Below are 13,653 nucleotides of genomic sequence, written 5' to 3'. Positions count from 1 at the left end.
TCAGGCGGTCAGCGCGCCGACGAGGGCGTCGATGTACGCGCGCATCGAGGCGGGGCCGCCGAACATCCAGATGCCGTCGGGCAGCCGGTGGACCTCGTCGTTCTTGACGAACGGGAGGGACTTCCAGACCGCGTTGTCCTTGAGGCCGTCGGCGAAGGGGTCGCCGCCGTCGGAGTCGTTGGCGATGTAGGCGAACCGCGCGTCGCCGATCTTCGTGAGGCCCTCGACATCGGTCGCCGCCAGGCCGTAGGACTGGTCGCCCTTCAGCTTCCACGGGTCGACGAGGCCGAGTTCGGTGTTGACGTCGGAGAGCAGCGAGCCCTTGGCGTACGGGCGGACCGAGACCTGGTTGCCCTCCTGCCAGCCGTCGGCGAACGCGACCTGCTCGCCGTCGAGTCCGGCGTCCGCGAGCTTCTTCCTGCCGTCGGCGACCGCCTTGCGGAAGGAGTCGACCTCCGACGCGGCCTTGTCCTCGGTGCCGGTGGCCTTGGCGATCAGGTCGACGGTGTCGACCATCTGGTCGATCTGCCGGCTCGCGTCGGCCGCGCGCACCACCACGACCGGGGCGGCCTTGGACAGCTGCGCGATGGCGGAGTCGGACAGGTCGGTGGTGGCGACGATGAGGTCGGGCTCCAGACCGGCGACGGTGGCGACGCTGGGCTCGCCCCGGGTGCCTATGTCCTTGACGCCCTCGGCGAGCGGGGCTGCCTTGTCGTACGCGGTGTAGCCCTTGACGTCGGCCACGCCGACCGGCTGGACGCCGAGGGTCACGAGCGTCTCGACGACGTTCCACTCGGTGCCGACGACGCGCTTGGCGGGCCCGTCGAGCGTGACCTTCTTGCCGCGGGAGTCGGTGACGGTCACCGCGCTGTCCCCGGCCGACTCCTTCTTCGGCGCCTCGGTGGTGCCGCAGGCCGTGAGGGCGAGCGCGGCCGCGGCGGCGAGGGCGGGCCACATCAGGTGCTGGTTCTTCATGAGGGTGTTCTGGGCCTTTCGGAACGAAGGTGGTGGCGGCCGACCGCGCGGGTGCGCGGGATGCCGGTGGAGGAGTCGGGTTCGACGTCGATACGGATGCCGTAGGCGTCGGTGAGCCGTTCGGGGGCGTAGACCTCGGCGGGCGTGCCCGCGGCGACGATCCGCCCGGACGAGAGGAGGACGACCTGGTCGGCCACGGCGGCGGCCTGATCGAGGTCGTGGAGCACGACCCCGACGGTGACGCCGTGGGTGTCGGCCAGATCGCGGACGAGATCGAGGATCTCCACCTGGTAGCGCAGATCGAGATAGGTCGTCGGCTCGTCGAGGAGGAGGACGTCGGTGTCCTGAGCCAGGCAGCAGGCGAACCAGACGCGTTGGAGCTGACCGCCGGAGAGGCTCTCCACCCCCCGGTCGGCGAACTCGGCGAGGTTCGTGACGGTCAGCGCGTGCTCGACCATCCGGGCGCCGTCCGGATCGGTTCCCCGGAGCCGGCCCCGGTAGGGGTGCCGGCCGAATCCGACCACATCGCGCACGCTGAGCCCGGCCGGGGCGTTCCGGCTCTGTGCGAGCAGGGTGACGCGGCGCGCGAAGTCGGAGCGCGACAGGGCGAGGGCGTCGACGGGCCCGGTGTCCCCGGCCGCCACGGTCACGCTGCCGGTACGGGCCTTGTGCAGCCGGGCCACGGCCCGCAGGAGGGTCGACTTCCCACTGCCGTTCGGCCCGATGAGCGCGGTGACGCGGCCGCGCGGCAGCCGGAGGTCGGCCCCGTGCACGACGTCGGTACGGTCGTACGCGATCGTCATGTTGCGGGCGTCGAGGCCGGCGTCGGGTGCCGGGGTCGTCAAGGACGCGGCCGGGCCGGGCTCGGCACCGGCGGGCGCGGCGGGGTCACCGGCAGCGGGCGCGGAGCGCCGACGCGGCGGTGGGTCTTCTCGGTCGAGGGCAGGAGCGATCACGACCGTGAGGTTAGCCTAACCTAACTTCCCCTGGTCAAGGGGGATTCGGAATCGTGTCCTCCGCGTAACTCGCGCGTGGCTCGCGGACCCCTCGCCGGGCGCTGCCGCGTGCCGTCGGGGAGGTGGCCGGCAGTGCCGATCCGGCGCGAGGGTCCCCGGATGGCGGTACTTTCCGGCCGAAGCGACGGTGTGACCTAGCGGGAGGTTCCGATGTATCCGCAGGTCAGAGGGTCGTTTCGGATTGAACCGCCGAAGCCTGTCCATATGCTGGACGATCCGCGCGGGGTGTCTGAGCTGCCCGAATGACCATTCGGTCGGCTCGAACATCCGTCTGCGGCTGGAAGCTGGCCGTGGATGTGCGCCTACTTTCCGCATGCGTAAGACTCCTGACCGCAATCAGGCACTCGACCAAGGAGTTTTCACTAATGCGACGCAACACTTACGCGATCTTCGCAACCGTCACGGCGAGCACCCTTCTGCTCGGCGGCTTCGCGACCGCCACGGCCCAGGCCGCACCGGTGAGGGCGGAGAGTCTCTACGCGCCCTCCGCGCTCGTCCTCACGGTCTCCCGCGGCGAGGACCCGCTGACCGCCACCGTCGAGCGCGCCGTGACGCTCACCTGTGCCCCCACCGCCGAGGGGACCCACCCCGCTCCCGCCTCGGCCTGCAAGGAGCTGGCCGCGGTCCAGGGGAAGTTCGCCGAGCTCACCGCCGGCCCGTCGAACCGGACCTGTACCCGCCAGTGGGACCCGGTCTCGGTGACCGCCCACGGTGTCTGGCAGGGCAAGCCGGTCCAGTTCAGCACCACGTACGGCAACGCCTGCGAGATGGCGGGCAGCATGAACGACAACGCCGTCTTCGCCTTCTGACCCACCGGGGCCCCGCCGACGCCGGAGTGAGGGAGCGCGACACTCTCCGCCCCGTCCGACCGCGTCCGGCGTTCCGCCCCGCCCGGCGTGCCCCGCACACGCCCCCGTCCAGACGACCGGGAGCCCTGCGGTCGCCCCAGCCGTCTCCGCCGCGGCCGGCAGCGACCCGCCCCGGTCGGTTCGACGGCCGGACTCCCGGACCCCCGACTCCCGGACTCCCGCCGGTGCTTCACGTACGAGGAGACTCCGCCGCCGGCGCGGAGGATCCGGAGGAGGACTCCTGCGTCACCCGGGTTCCCGGATGGCGCAGCGAGATCAGGAAGGCGACGCCCAGGGCGATGGCCATCCCGTAGAACACCCACTGGTTCGCCTCGGCGAAGTCCATCCGGATCGCCGACATCGAGTCCCGTACGGTCTCGGCCACCGGCCCCGAACCGGACGGCCCGCGGGAGTCCGCCTGGCCGGTCACCGACTGTGCGATGGACTCGGCCGCATCGCGCGACGCGCCGTCCGGCACGCCCTTGCTCCGCAGGGTCTCGTCCACCTTGGTGATCGTCGTATGGGTCAGCATGGTGCCGTAGACGGCCAGTCCGATGCTGGCGGCGAAGTTGCGCACGGTCTGCGTGATACCGGTGACCTCGCCGTACGAGGCGTCGATCGCCCGGTTCACCGCGTCCGTCGAGGCCGGCGCCAGCAGCAGTCCGATGCCCGCGCCCGCCATGGCCGCGTACAGCCACTGGTCGTGCATGGACAGCGACGTCAACTTCCCGGCCCACAGGGCGAACCCGACCGCGCCGAGCGCCGTGCCGAGCTTCATCGCCGGGCGTGCGCCGCGCTTGTCGAGGATCCGGCCGCCCCACTGGGAGGCGATCCCGAAGCCGATGAAGAAGTACAGGAGATACAGCGCGGCCTGGTTCGGCGAGGCGCTCAGCGAGACCTGCGCGTACACGGAGGCGAAGAAGAACACCGGGACGAACGCCATCATGGAGAAGAACAGCACGGCGTTGTCGACCCGGAACGCCAGGTCGCGGAAGACCCGCAGCTTGATCAGCGGATAGCGGGTGCGCAGCTCGAGCCGGCAGAAGACCGCCAGCACCAACAGCCCGCCCGCGATGCACGCCCAGGTGGCCACGCTGTCCCAGCCCCAGGTCGCCGCCTGCTGGAGACCCAGCACGGTCAGCCCCATGCCGACGGCGATCAGCGCCGCGCCGGGCAGGTCCAGCGGTTCGCGGCGGGCCCGGTCCGGGATGTGGGCCAGCAGCGCCAGGACGACGGCGATGACGGCGATCGGGACGTTGACCCAGAAGATCGCCCGCCAGGTCCACGCGGTGAGCCAGCCGCCGAGCAGCGGCCCGACCGCGGTGAGGGCCCCGGACACCCCGAAGAACAGGGCCAGCGCCCGGCCGCGCCGTTCCACCGGGAACACGGCGATGACCACGGCCAGCGCGGCGGGGAACATCAGGGCCGCGCCGATGCCCTGGACGGCCCGGAAGCCGATCAGCCAGGCCTGCGCGAACTCCCCTGCGGGCACCGCGCCGCACATCGCGGAGGCGATGACGAAGACCAGTGTGCCGATCAGCATCACGCGGCGGTGCCCGAAGATGTCGGACAGCCGTCCGCCCAGGGCGAAGAACGCGGCCAGCGTCAGCAGGTAGGCGTTGACGACCCACTGCATCTGCGAGGAGGTGAGCCCGAGTTCGTCGATGATGTCCGGGGCGGCGATGGCGACGATGGTCTGGTCGATGAACGTCATCGACACGGCGAACAGCATGGCCGCGAGAGCGAGCCCCTGACTCGGCGGGCCGCCCTGCCGACCCGCTGTTCCCGGATCCGATGACCTCGGACCGGGGGTGCCTTTTTCCGGGATGTCTCTGCCCATGCGTCCATGGTCCTCGGACTGCCCCGGTGCTGCATCCCGAGCCGCGAACGCGGCCCCGCCGCGGGGGCGGGGGCGGTGTGCGGGGCTACTGGCCCGCCGCGGATCCGGAGTACGGCAGCAGGGCCATCTCGCGGGCGTTCTTGATGGCCGCCGCCATCTGCCGCTGCTGCTGGGCGCTGATCCGGGTGACCCGGCGGCTGCGGATCTTCCCCCGGTCGGAGATGAACCTCCGCAGCAGATCGGTGTCCTTGTAGTCGATGTACGTGATCCTGGCGGCGTCCAGGGGGTTCGGCCGGTTCTTGATCGGTTTGCGGGGGTCCTGCCGGTGTGCCATGAGGGTTCCTCGTGCTCGGTGCGACAGCTGAGTGCCGTCGGTGGTCGACGTGTTGCGGGGTCGTGGGGTCAGGGGTTAAAGGGGGCGTGGTGGTCACGGGGTTACGGAGCCGGGGGCGCGGGCCGCACGGGCGGCGTCAGTGGACCGGGTCGAGGAGAGCGTCGAACGCGGCGGGCAGGCTCTTCCAGGCCTCCCGGCCCGAGCCGTACTCCTCGTCCGTGAGCAGGCAGGAGTCCAGCAGTCCGGTCAGGCCGTCGCGGTCGAGGCCGGGGGAGACGAAGACCAGGTGCTGGCAGCAGTCGCCGTGTTCGGGGTGCCAGTCCAGCGCGGCGGCCGCCCGCCGGTAGGGCGGCACCATGGACCAGGCGGCGTCCGGCAGCGAGGCGAGCCACGGGCCGGTGTTCTCCACACAGAGCGCGCCGCCCGCCGCGTCCCAGGACAGCAGGGTGTCGGGCCGGTCCGCGAGCCAGAACCGGCCCCGGCTGCGGGCCGCCGCACAGCTCAGGTCCTCCAGGGCGTCGAGGAGGCGCTCGGGGTGGAAGGGGCGGTGCCGACGCCAGACGAGCGTGCCCACCCCGGCCTCCTCCGCCTCCTGGGGAAGCAGCGCGCAGGCGGGGTGCTGGCCCGCGGCCGCCGCCTCCACGTCGAACCCGGCGAAGGCGAGCCGGGCCAACTCGGGCGACCCGGCGGCCACCCGACGGGCAGTCGGATTGAGCTGCCGGATCAGCGCGTGGTCCTCGTCGTCGGCCGCCGGGTTCTGCGCCACGGCCAGGACGGTCGCGTACTCCACCTGCCGCGCCCAGGTGTCGCCGATGGTCCGCCGGTCGGCCGGCGCCGCCGCGAGACCGGCCTCGGCCAGATCGTCGCCGTTGACCAGGCAGGGCAGGACGAGGGTGGGGTCGACCGCGGCGAACACGCTGGTCACCTCGGCGGCGTCGGTGTGGGCGCCGATCACCTCGGCCATGGACTTCGGCTCGACGGAGTCCCAGAGCTCCAGGACGGCGAGGCGGGTCAGCCCGTCCTCGGCGAGCCGTTCGAGCTCGGGGACGAGGTCCTCGCGCAATGCGCAGCAGGCGCACTCGTTCACCAGGGGCGCTTCGCCCGAGGCCAGCTCGCCGGCGGAGTCCCGCAGCGAGCGATGGACCGTTCCGGCGGTGGCCGTCGACAGGTCGTGGTGCAGCGCGACGCTGTGCGGAACCTCCCGCAGCAGTCCTTCCACCACGTCGCGGCGTGCTTCGGAGTGCAGGCCGCAGACGATGACGACGGGCAGCCTGGTGCGGTGCTCGCTCACCGTGCCTCACCGCGTCCGTAGCGGCGCTCGAAGCGCTCGACGCGTCCGGCGGTGTCCAGGACGCGGGCGGTGCCGGTGTAGAAGGGGTGGCTCGCGGAGGAGATCTCCACGTCGACCACCGGGTAGGTGGCGCCGTCCTCCCACTCGACGGTGCGGTCGCTGGACAGGGTCGAGCGGGTCAGGAACGCGAAGTCGGCGGCCTTGTCGCGGAAGACGACAGGGCGGTAGGCGGGGTGGATTCCGGGCTTCATGACGGTGTCCTCGGGGTTGGGCTTCAGGGGTCTGCGGGGGAGGGGGCCGACCGGGCGGGTCTCAGCGCTCCTCGCGGAAGTCGACATGGCGGCGGGCGATCGGGTCGAACTTGCGCAGGACCATCCGGTCGGGGTCGTTCCGCCGGTTCTTACGGGTGACGTAGGTGTAGCCGGTCCCCGCGGTGGAGCGGAGCTTGATGACCGGGCGTACTTCGTTGCGAGCCATGGGCGCTACTATATGGCAATGGTTTCCATTTTCAATAATGGATGCGTCACAGGAGAGGCAGGTAACCTTCATGTCCGCCCACTGCCAACTGACCGGCTCGAAGCCGGGATTCGGCAACACCATCTCCCACTCGCACCGCCGGACTTCCCGTCGGTTCGACCCGAATATTCAGCGCAAGCGGTACTGGCTGCCCAGTGAGGGGCGGTTCGTGCGCCTCACTCTGAGTGCTCGGGCGATCAAGGCCATCGACAGCATCGGCATCGACGCCGCGGTCGCGCGCATCCGCGCGCGGGGGGAGAAGGTCTGATGGCGAAGAAGAGCAAGATCGCGCGGAACGACCGGCGTCAGGCGATCGTCGAGCGCCATGCCGTACGCAGGGCCGAGCTCAAGGAACTCATCCGCCGGCCCGGCACGCCGGAACGTGACCGGGCCGCCGCCGTCGAGGAGTTGCGCCGTCAGCCGCGCGACGCCAGCGCGACGCGGGTCCGCAACCGTGACAGCGTCGACGGCAGGCCCCGGGGATACCTGCGCAGGTTCGGGCTCTCCCGGGTCCGGATGCGTGAGCAGGCGCACGCGGGATTCCTGCCGGGCGTGACCAAGTCCTCCTGGTGACACGGTCGTTCTGACAGAGCCGCCGGTCGCACTGATGGCGGTGCCGGTGATCCTGCTGGTGACGCCGGTCGCACTGATGGCGGTGCCGGTGATCCTGCTGGTGACGCCGGTTCGGGTGCGGCGGGGCGGGTGGTGGTGCGGTGGTCCTGCCGCACCACCACCCGCGGCGTCTCGCTCAGCGGCCGACCGGGTCGGCGTGCGCTCCGTCCCCGGGGGAGAGGAGCGCGAGATGGCCGCCGTCGTCCAGGAGGGTCGGGACGGTCAGGGTGGTGACCGGGGCCGCCCGGTCCGCGTCGAAGACATGGATCTCGCCGTGTCCTCCCCGGCTGACCGCGACCAGGCTCCCGCCGGGGGAGGCGGCGACGGCCCGCCGCTGCACGCCGTCCCACGGAGTGCCGCCGGCCCGGGGTGCACCGGACATGGCGGGTAGGGGCAGGCGCGCACGGACCTCCGGGCGGGATCCGGGGCCAGGAGGCGCGGTGAGCAGGATCAGCTCGTCGCCGTCCGGGTGGACACGGGTGTACGCGATGTGGTGCGCGGTCACCGCGAGCCGGAAGACCAGCCCGGGGCCGAGGGCCAGTCGGCCCGTCTCACCCGTGTCGAGCCGGTGCCACCACGCGTCGTTGGACCAGTCCGGCCACTGCCCGGGGTCGCCGGGTCCGCCGCGCACGCAGGACCAGAGCATGCGCCGCACCGGGTCGAGCCGCAGGTAGTAGCCGCGCCCGCCGGAGCGCCCGTCGGCGGACCACGACAGGGGAGCCTCCATCGCGAGGTCGTCCCCTTTCCGTCGTGCGCGATGCACCCCCGAGCCCGCGGCGGCGAACATGCGCCCCGTGAGCGGGTCGTGGGCGTCGCCGTGCCCGTCGTCGTCCGGCAGGGAGATTTGCCGGGCCGCGACCGCCGGAGGGCAGGAGGGGGCCGAGCGCATCAGCGTGCCGTGCCGGTGGACCACCAGCTCGCCCGGTTCCCGGTGCCGCAGCACCACGAGCGGGGACGGTCCGCCGAGGACCGTGACCCCCGGCTCGCCGGTGCGCCCCCGTACGCGTACGGCGGCGGCGCCGTCCGGTGCGTCGAGGTCGACGGCGGTCAGAAGCCCGGTCCAGGCTTCCTCGTTGCGGCCGAGTCCGGTGGTCACCGCGAGGTACCGCCCCGTCGGGTCGGCCGCCATGTGCTCGGCGGGCACGGCGACCGGTATCCGTCGCCGGACCAGCGGCCGGCCCGCGCCGGGGCCGTAGGGATCGAGGATCAAGAGCTCGCCCGCCCGGTCGTCCACGCAGGCGCTGAGGTCGCCCGGCAGGGCCAGGAAGCCCGCGTGCTCGGCGAGATGCCGGTGGTTGAGCTCCGCGCGCTCCTTGCCGTCCGGGAGGTCCAACAGGCTGATCCGCCCCGCGACATGGTCCGCGACCAGGAGGCGCGGCGGTGCGTGGGGCGAGGGGCGGGAGGTGTGCGGCATGGCGATCTCCTGGGGTCGGCGGGGCCGGTGGGGTTGGCAGGGGTGGAGGGGCCGGTGGGTCTCGGCGAGGACCCCGCTCACTTTATTGGAAATGATAATCATGTGTAAGGTTTCGGCTTGTGGCGGGGATCGCTCCCGGGGCTCCGTCGCCCGCTCTGCCGCATCCCCGGGACCGCACAGGAACGTTGAGGGACCGTCGATGCCACGAACCGCGCTGAGAGTCCGCCGCTGGGCCGCGATCGCCGTACTGGGAGGCCTGCTGGCCGGCTGCGGAACCGAGAACGCCGACACCGGGAATCCGGCTGCCGCGGCCGGCGCCGGAGCCCGTACGAGCACGGAGGTGCGGCCCATCGAGGCCGCCACCCGGATCACCGATGCCAAGGGCGTCACGGTCTCCCTGCCGAAGCCGCCGAAGAAGATCGTCTGCCTGGTCGCCCTCTGCGACGACATCCTCGTCGAGCTGGGCATGACCCCCACCGCCACCAACTCCCAGGTGCTCGCGCATCCGAAGTTCCTGGGCAAGGAGAAGGCGGCGACGATACCGGTCGTGCCCGGCGGCTTCCTGAGCCCCGAGGTCGAGGCGATCCTGTCCCACCGGCCCGACCTGGTGATCGGCCTGGAGGACACGCACGGCAAGCTGGGCCCCGCGCTGAAGGGCGCCACGACCTTCTGGCCGGTCCAGCCCGGATCCTGGCAGGACAGCGTCGGCTACCTGCGGAACCTCGCCGCGCTCACCGGCCGCACCGGGCAGGGCGAGAAGGCCGAGCAGGCCTTCCGCACCCGCCTGGCAGAGGCGGAGAAGGCGAAGAGCGACAAGACCGCGCTGATCGTCTACGGCAGCGACGAGAACTTCGGCGTGGCCACCCCGGAGACCGACGTGGCGGCCGGACTGTTCCCGAGGATCTCCCACTACCCGTGGAAGAGCCGGGGCGTCGACGGCAGTTACAGCCTGGAGGAGATCCTCGCCCGGGACGTCGACGTCCTGTTCGTGGAGACCCTGTCCTTCGGCGCCCCGGACGGCAAGCTCTCCGACAAGCTGGCGAAGAACCCCCTCTGGTCACGCATCCCGGCCGTGCAGAACGGCAAGGTCATCGAAGTCGACTCCGAGGTCTGGGCCAAGGGGCGCGGCACCCGCTCCCTGGGCATCGTCCTCGACGAGGCGACGGCCGCACTGCGGTGAGGCGCCCGCCCGTCGCGCTGCTCTGCCTGGGTGCCGCCGCCCTGGCGAGCGCGGTCTGCGCCCTCAGCCTCGGCACGCCGTACGTCCCGCCCGCCAGGCTCCCGGCCACCCTGGGGGCCGACGGACTTGCGGGGCTCGTCGTCACCGAACTGCGGCTGCCCCGCCTGGTGCTGGCGCTGATCGCCGGCGCCTGCCTGGGCGCCGCGGGTCTCGTCCTCCAGGAGGCCCTGCGCAACCCGCTGGCGGTGCCGGAGATGCTGGGAGTCTCCTCCGGGGCCGCGCTGGGCGTCGCCGCGCCCCTGGTGCTGACCCTGGCCGTCCCGCTCGGGCTGCAGCCGTTCCTCGCGCTGGCCGGGGCGGCGCTCGGCGGTCTGCTCACCCTGGTCGCCGCCGGATTCGGGCGGAGCCCCTCGGCTGTCCTGCTCACCGGGGCCGCCGTCGCCGCCGCGCTCCAGGCGGGACTGCTGGTCCTCATGGTCATGGCCGACCAGTTGGACCTCCAGCTCATCTACCGCTATCTGCTGGGCAGTCTGTCCGCCCGCACCTGGGACGACGTCACCGGCCTGCTGCCCTGGCTGGCCGTCGCCGTACCGGCGCTGGTGCTGTGCGTGCCGGTGCTCGGTGTGCTGCGGCTGGGCGACGACGACGCCCGAGCACTGGGCGTACGGGTCGAACGGGCGCGGGTCGCCGCGCTGGGCATCGCCGTCGTCCTGATCGCCCCCGTCGTCGCGGTCTGCGGGCCGGTGGCCTGGGTCGGCTTCCTCGCCCCTCACCTCGCCCGCCGGCTCCGCCCGGACGGCGGCGCGGCCGGCTGGCTCGTCCGGTCCGCCGTGTGCGGGGCGATCGTCGTGCTGTGCGCCGATCAGCCGGCCCGGCTGGCGCTCGCTCCCGTCGAGACGCCCGTGGGCGCGTGGACCGCGCTGGTCGGAGTGCCGGTGGGGGTCGTGCTCCTCAAGCGGGGCGGCCGGCCCGCCCGGGACCGGGGGCCCGTGGTCCTGCCCGTACCGGGGAGTCCGCCGACCGTCCCCGCTCCTGTCCTGCGGAAGGCGGAACGATGACCGCTCTCGAACTCCTGGCCCGACGAAGGGCGGCGCGATGACTCTCCTCAGGCGGCGCGATGGCGCTCCTCGAAACCGTGGTCCGGCGAAGGGTGGCGCGATGACTTTCCTCGAAACCGTGGTCCGGCGAAGGGTGGCGCGATGACTCTCCTCGAATCCGTACCCGGACCGGCCCGTCGCGTCCTGCGTGCACCGGGCGTCCGGATGGGCTTCCTGGCGCTGCTTGTCGCCGCGGTGGCCTGTGCCGATCTGTTCGCCGGCCGGGGCGTCACCCCCGAGGGCGTGCGGGCCGTGCTGCTCGGGGGCGGCGACGACCCCACCGCCGAGCACATCGTGCTCCAACTGCGGTTGCCCCGGCTGCTGGTGGCGCTGGTCGCCGGGGCCAGCCTCGGGGTGGCCGGGCTCGTGCTCCAGTCGGCCCTGCGCAATCCGCTGGCCGGACCCGAGGTCACCGGTGTCACCCCCGGTGCGGTGCTCGGTGCGGTGGGCGCGACCGGCCTAGGCCTCGCGGGCTGGGAATCCCCCACGGCCGTGGTCGTGGCGGCCTGCCTCGGCGGATTCGTCGGGGCAGGGCTGCTGTGGCTGCTCGCCGGGCGGGACCGGGGCGACCCGGAGCAGACGGCTGTCTACGGGGTCCTCGTGTCGGCGGTCCTCGCCGGGCTCACCGCCGTCGTCCTGCTGGTGGCCCCCGGCGAACTCGGCAGCGTCGTCCAGTGGTTGATCGGCTCCACCGAGGGCCGGGTCTGGCAGCACTGGAACCTGCTCTGGCCGTGGGCGGCCTTCTGGGGCGCGGCGGCGTGGTTGCTCGCCGGACCGCTGACCCTGCTGCGGTGCGGTGACGAACAGGCCGCTGCCGCTGGGCTGGCCACCGGCCGGGGCCGGGGGGCGGCGCTGGTGTGCGCGGTGGCGCTGACGGCCGGCGCGGTCTCGGCGGTGGGCGCGCTCGGCTTCGTGGGGCTGCTGGTGCCCCATCTGGCGCTGGCCGTCTTCGGGGCCGACCTGCGTATCGGTCTTCCGGGTGCCGCGCTGCTCGGCGCGGTGGTGGTGTGCGGGGCGGACGCCGCCGCCCAACTGCTGTCCCGGCAGCTGGCGACCGTGTTCGACGCGGACCGGCTGACCCTGCCGGTCGGCGCCCTGACCACCTTCGTGGGGGCGGGGCTGCTGATGGCCGTGGCGCGACGGCGGGGCGACGAGCGATGACAGAGAGCGAGAAGGGCGGACGTGATGCGTCGACGCCAAGGCCGACATCAAGAGCAGGGGAAGGCAGCGGATGAGGAGGGTGGCATGCCGAAAGGCCTGACAGGACCCAGGTATATGAGCCCGGCCAAAGAGGTCCTCCCGGACACGAACCAGGACGCGGGTACCGGCCCGGCCGCGGGTTCGGGCGCGGGTGTCGGCCCGGACACCGGCCCGGATGCCGTCCGGGCGGAGGGGCTGGCCTTCGGCTACCCGGGACGCGCGGTGCTGCGCGGGGTGGACCTGAGCATCCGCTCCGGCGAACTGGTCGCCCTGATCGGTCTCAACGGATGCGGCAAGAGCACCTTCCTGAAACTCGCCGCCGGACTGCTCACCCCGAGCGGCGGGCGCGTACTGCTCGAAGGCGACGACGTGGCACGGCTGCCGCGCCGCGCCGCAGCCCGCCGCGTGGCGCTGCTCCACCAATCGGCGCCGTCCGTACCGGGGCTGACGGTGCGCCAGCTTGTGCGTCAGGGGCGCTATGCCGCTCGGGGGCCGCTCGGGATGCTGCGGGAGGGCGACGACGAGGTGACATCCCGGGCGCTCGCGGACGTCGGGGTCACCGCCTGGGCCGACCGGCCGGTGGACGCCCTGTCCGGGGGTGAACGTCAACGCGTCCGGCTGGCCATGGCGCTGGCCCAGGACGCCCGCGTGCTCTTCCTCGACGAGCCGACCACCTATCTCGACCTGCGGCACCAGCTGGAGGTGCTGCAGACGGTCGTACGGCTGCGCGCGGAACGCCGGCTGACGGTGGTGATGGTGCTGCACGACCTCAACCACGCGGCCCGGTTCGCCGACCGGATCGTCGCGCTGCGCGACGGCCGCATCGCCGCCGACGGGCCCCCGGGCGAGGTCGTCACCCGTCAGCTGCTGGCCGAAGTCCTCGGCGTGGAAGGCCGGGTGGGGATCGACGGCGAGGGCGGCTGGCCGGTCTGTTACCCAGATCACCCTGTCGATCCGCTCCAGCTATTGCGGAATGAAAATCATATTCATTAGTGTCTGTGCTGCGGCACGCACCATCGCCGCGACCCACACCCATCCGACCCGAAATGGAGGCTTCAACTCATGGAGCACAACAAGGTGTTCAGCCCGATCGCCGACCAGGGCCAGCTCGCCCACCTCTCCGCCACCCACTCGAACGCCCTCGTCGAGAACCCCTTCGACGACGCCGTCGAGGCCGACACCGCGGAAGAGAAGTAGGCGACGCCTGCCGCTGACGGCAGGTTCCCCGCGCAGCGCGGGGGCGGGCCCGCCCGGTGAAATTCCGGGCGGGCCCGCCCCGTTCACTCCCGCTCCCCCTCATCCTCACCCCGACTTCCCCGCTGTCCCCGCT

Annotated in this window: 16 protein-coding genes; 8 read left to right on the top strand and 8 right to left on the bottom strand. The window is 72.5% G+C overall.

The features are described 5' to 3' along the window. Entirely contained in the window at window positions 1–975 is a 975-nt protein-coding gene (locus tag ACH4UK_RS32720) for an ABC transporter substrate-binding protein (protein WP_398362217.1), read from the bottom strand. Next, complete coding sequence (locus ACH4UK_RS32715; protein WP_398362319.1) at window positions 972–1,778, bottom strand: ABC transporter ATP-binding protein; 807 nt, start codon at window positions 1,776–1,778, stop codon at window positions 972–974. The genes ACH4UK_RS32720 and ACH4UK_RS32715 overlap by 4 nt, the downstream gene beginning before the upstream one ends. Window positions 1,779–2,356: 578 nt before the next feature. Here ACH4UK_RS32715 and ACH4UK_RS32710 point away from each other — a divergent pair. Further along, window positions 2,357–2,800 carry a subtilase-type protease inhibitor gene (locus ACH4UK_RS32710; RefSeq protein WP_398362215.1) on the top strand — a complete coding sequence of 148 codons (444 nt, stop codon included), beginning with the start codon at window positions 2,357–2,359 and terminating at the stop codon, window positions 2,798–2,800. A gap of 229 nt (window positions 2,801–3,029) precedes the next feature. On the opposite strand, the gene ACH4UK_RS32705 is transcribed toward ACH4UK_RS32710, so the two are convergent. The 5 genes from ACH4UK_RS32705 to rpmG form a co-directional block, all read right to left on the bottom strand. Continuing rightward, a complete protein-coding gene (locus ACH4UK_RS32705) occupies window positions 3,030–4,679 on the bottom strand; it encodes an MFS transporter (protein WP_398362213.1) in 1,650 nt (549 codons plus the stop codon). Window positions 4,680–4,764: 85 nt separating this feature from the next. Then, window positions 4,765–5,013: a 30S ribosomal protein S18 gene (gene rpsR / locus ACH4UK_RS32700; RefSeq protein WP_398362211.1), complete on the bottom strand. Its 249-nt coding sequence runs from the start codon at window positions 5,011–5,013 to the stop codon at window positions 4,765–4,767. Window positions 5,014–5,149: 136 nt separating this feature from the next. Further along, on the bottom strand, window positions 5,150–6,304 hold the full coding sequence (locus tag ACH4UK_RS32695; protein ID WP_398362209.1) for a CobW family GTP-binding protein: 1,155 nt from the start codon (window positions 6,302–6,304) through the stop codon (window positions 5,150–5,152). Further along, window positions 6,301–6,555, bottom strand: coding sequence for a type B 50S ribosomal protein L31 (locus tag ACH4UK_RS32690; RefSeq protein ID WP_398362207.1), 255 nt, complete (start codon window positions 6,553–6,555; stop codon window positions 6,301–6,303). The genes ACH4UK_RS32695 and ACH4UK_RS32690 overlap by 4 nt, the downstream gene beginning before the upstream one ends. Window positions 6,556–6,616: 61 nt before the next feature. Then, window positions 6,617–6,781, bottom strand: coding sequence for a 50S ribosomal protein L33 (gene rpmG / locus ACH4UK_RS32685; RefSeq protein WP_398362206.1), 165 nt, complete (start codon window positions 6,779–6,781; stop codon window positions 6,617–6,619). Window positions 6,782–6,851: 70 nt separating this feature from the next. On the opposite strand from rpmG, the gene rpmB reads away from it, so the two are divergent. Both rpmB and rpsN read left to right on the top strand, forming a co-directional pair. Beyond that, the gene (gene rpmB, locus ACH4UK_RS32680; protein WP_398362204.1) at window positions 6,852–7,088 is read left to right on the top strand and encodes a 50S ribosomal protein L28; all 237 of its coding nucleotides are present in this window, start codon (window positions 6,852–6,854) and stop codon (window positions 7,086–7,088) included. After that, on the top strand, window positions 7,088–7,393 hold the full coding sequence (gene rpsN / locus ACH4UK_RS32675) for a 30S ribosomal protein S14 (RefSeq protein ID WP_398362202.1): 306 nt from the start codon (window positions 7,088–7,090) through the stop codon (window positions 7,391–7,393). Before rpmB ends, rpsN begins: the two co-directional genes overlap by 1 nt. A 175-nt stretch (window positions 7,394–7,568) precedes the next feature. Here rpsN and ACH4UK_RS32670 read toward each other — a convergent pair whose 3' ends face one another. Further along, window positions 7,569–8,846, bottom strand: a complete 1,278-nt coding sequence (locus ACH4UK_RS32670) for a hypothetical protein (protein ID WP_398362200.1) — start codon at window positions 8,844–8,846, stop codon at window positions 7,569–7,571. A gap of 199 nt (window positions 8,847–9,045) precedes the next feature. Between ACH4UK_RS32670 and ACH4UK_RS32665 the strand changes: the two genes are divergently transcribed. The 5 genes from ACH4UK_RS32665 (at window position 9,046) to amiA (ending at window position 13,520) form a co-directional block, all read left to right on the top strand. Beyond that, on the top strand, window positions 9,046–10,026 hold the full coding sequence (locus ACH4UK_RS32665) for an ABC transporter substrate-binding protein (RefSeq protein WP_398362198.1): 981 nt from the start codon (window positions 9,046–9,048) through the stop codon (window positions 10,024–10,026). Then, window positions 10,023–11,084 carry a FecCD family ABC transporter permease gene (locus tag ACH4UK_RS32660; RefSeq protein ID WP_398362196.1) on the top strand — a complete coding sequence of 354 codons (1,062 nt, stop codon included), beginning with the start codon at window positions 10,023–10,025 and terminating at the stop codon, window positions 11,082–11,084. Before ACH4UK_RS32665 ends, ACH4UK_RS32660 begins: the two co-directional genes overlap by 4 nt. A 141-nt stretch (window positions 11,085–11,225) precedes the next feature. Beyond that, complete coding sequence (locus ACH4UK_RS32655; RefSeq protein ID WP_398362194.1) at window positions 11,226–12,284, top strand: FecCD family ABC transporter permease; 1,059 nt, start codon at window positions 11,226–11,228, stop codon at window positions 12,282–12,284. Window positions 12,285–12,398: 114 nt separating this feature from the next. Next, window positions 12,399–13,316 carry an ABC transporter ATP-binding protein gene (locus ACH4UK_RS32650; protein ID WP_398362192.1) on the top strand — a complete coding sequence of 306 codons (918 nt, stop codon included), beginning with the start codon at window positions 12,399–12,401 and terminating at the stop codon, window positions 13,314–13,316. Between the two features lie 69 nt (window positions 13,317–13,385). Then, the gene (gene amiA / locus ACH4UK_RS32645; protein ID WP_398362190.1) at window positions 13,386–13,520 is read left to right on the top strand and encodes a streptamidine family RiPP; all 135 of its coding nucleotides are present in this window, start codon (window positions 13,386–13,388) and stop codon (window positions 13,518–13,520) included. Window positions 13,521–13,653 lie beyond the last annotated feature (133 nt).

Source organism: Streptomyces sp. NPDC020884 (genome assembly GCF_044333935.1).
Lineage (GTDB): Bacteria > Actinomycetota > Actinomycetes > Streptomycetales > Streptomycetaceae > Streptomyces.
Note: the sequence above shows the minus strand (reverse complement) of the source record. Positions and strands in the feature narration are given on the sequence as shown.

Bases quoted from the DNA above. Each gene is read 5' to 3' on its own strand.
- ACH4UK_RS32720 (WP_398362217.1), bottom strand. From the start codon at position 975: ATGAAGAACCAGCACCTGATGTGGCCCGCCCTCGCCGCCGCGGCCGCG.
- ACH4UK_RS32715 (WP_398362319.1), bottom strand. From the start codon at position 1,778: ATGACGATCGCGTACGACCGTACCGACGTCGTGCACGGGGCCGACCTC.
- ACH4UK_RS32710 (WP_398362215.1), top strand. From the start codon at position 2,357: ATGCGACGCAACACTTACGCGATCTTCGCAACCGTCACGGCGAGCACC.
- ACH4UK_RS32705 (WP_398362213.1), bottom strand. From the start codon at position 4,679: ATGGGCAGAGACATCCCGGAAAAAGGCACCCCCGGTCCGAGGTCATCG.
- rpsR (WP_398362211.1), bottom strand. From the start codon at position 5,013: ATGGCACACCGGCAGGACCCCCGCAAACCGATCAAGAACCGGCCGAAC.
- ACH4UK_RS32690 (WP_398362207.1), bottom strand. From the start codon at position 6,555: ATGAAGCCCGGAATCCACCCCGCCTACCGCCCTGTCGTCTTCCGCGAC.
- rpmG (WP_398362206.1), bottom strand. From the start codon at position 6,781: ATGGCTCGCAACGAAGTACGCCCGGTCATCAAGCTCCGCTCCACCGCG.
- rpmB (WP_398362204.1), top strand. From the start codon at position 6,852: ATGTCCGCCCACTGCCAACTGACCGGCTCGAAGCCGGGATTCGGCAAC.
- rpsN (WP_398362202.1), top strand. From the start codon at position 7,088: ATGGCGAAGAAGAGCAAGATCGCGCGGAACGACCGGCGTCAGGCGATC.
- ACH4UK_RS32670 (WP_398362200.1), bottom strand. From the start codon at position 8,846: ATGCCGCACACCTCCCGCCCCTCGCCCCACGCACCGCCGCGCCTCCTG.
- ACH4UK_RS32665 (WP_398362198.1), top strand. From the start codon at position 9,046: ATGCCACGAACCGCGCTGAGAGTCCGCCGCTGGGCCGCGATCGCCGTA.
- ACH4UK_RS32655 (WP_398362194.1), top strand. From the start codon at position 11,226: ATGACTCTCCTCGAATCCGTACCCGGACCGGCCCGTCGCGTCCTGCGT.
- ACH4UK_RS32650 (WP_398362192.1), top strand. From the start codon at position 12,399: ATGAGCCCGGCCAAAGAGGTCCTCCCGGACACGAACCAGGACGCGGGT.
- amiA (WP_398362190.1), top strand. From the start codon at position 13,386: ATGGAGCACAACAAGGTGTTCAGCCCGATCGCCGACCAGGGCCAGCTC.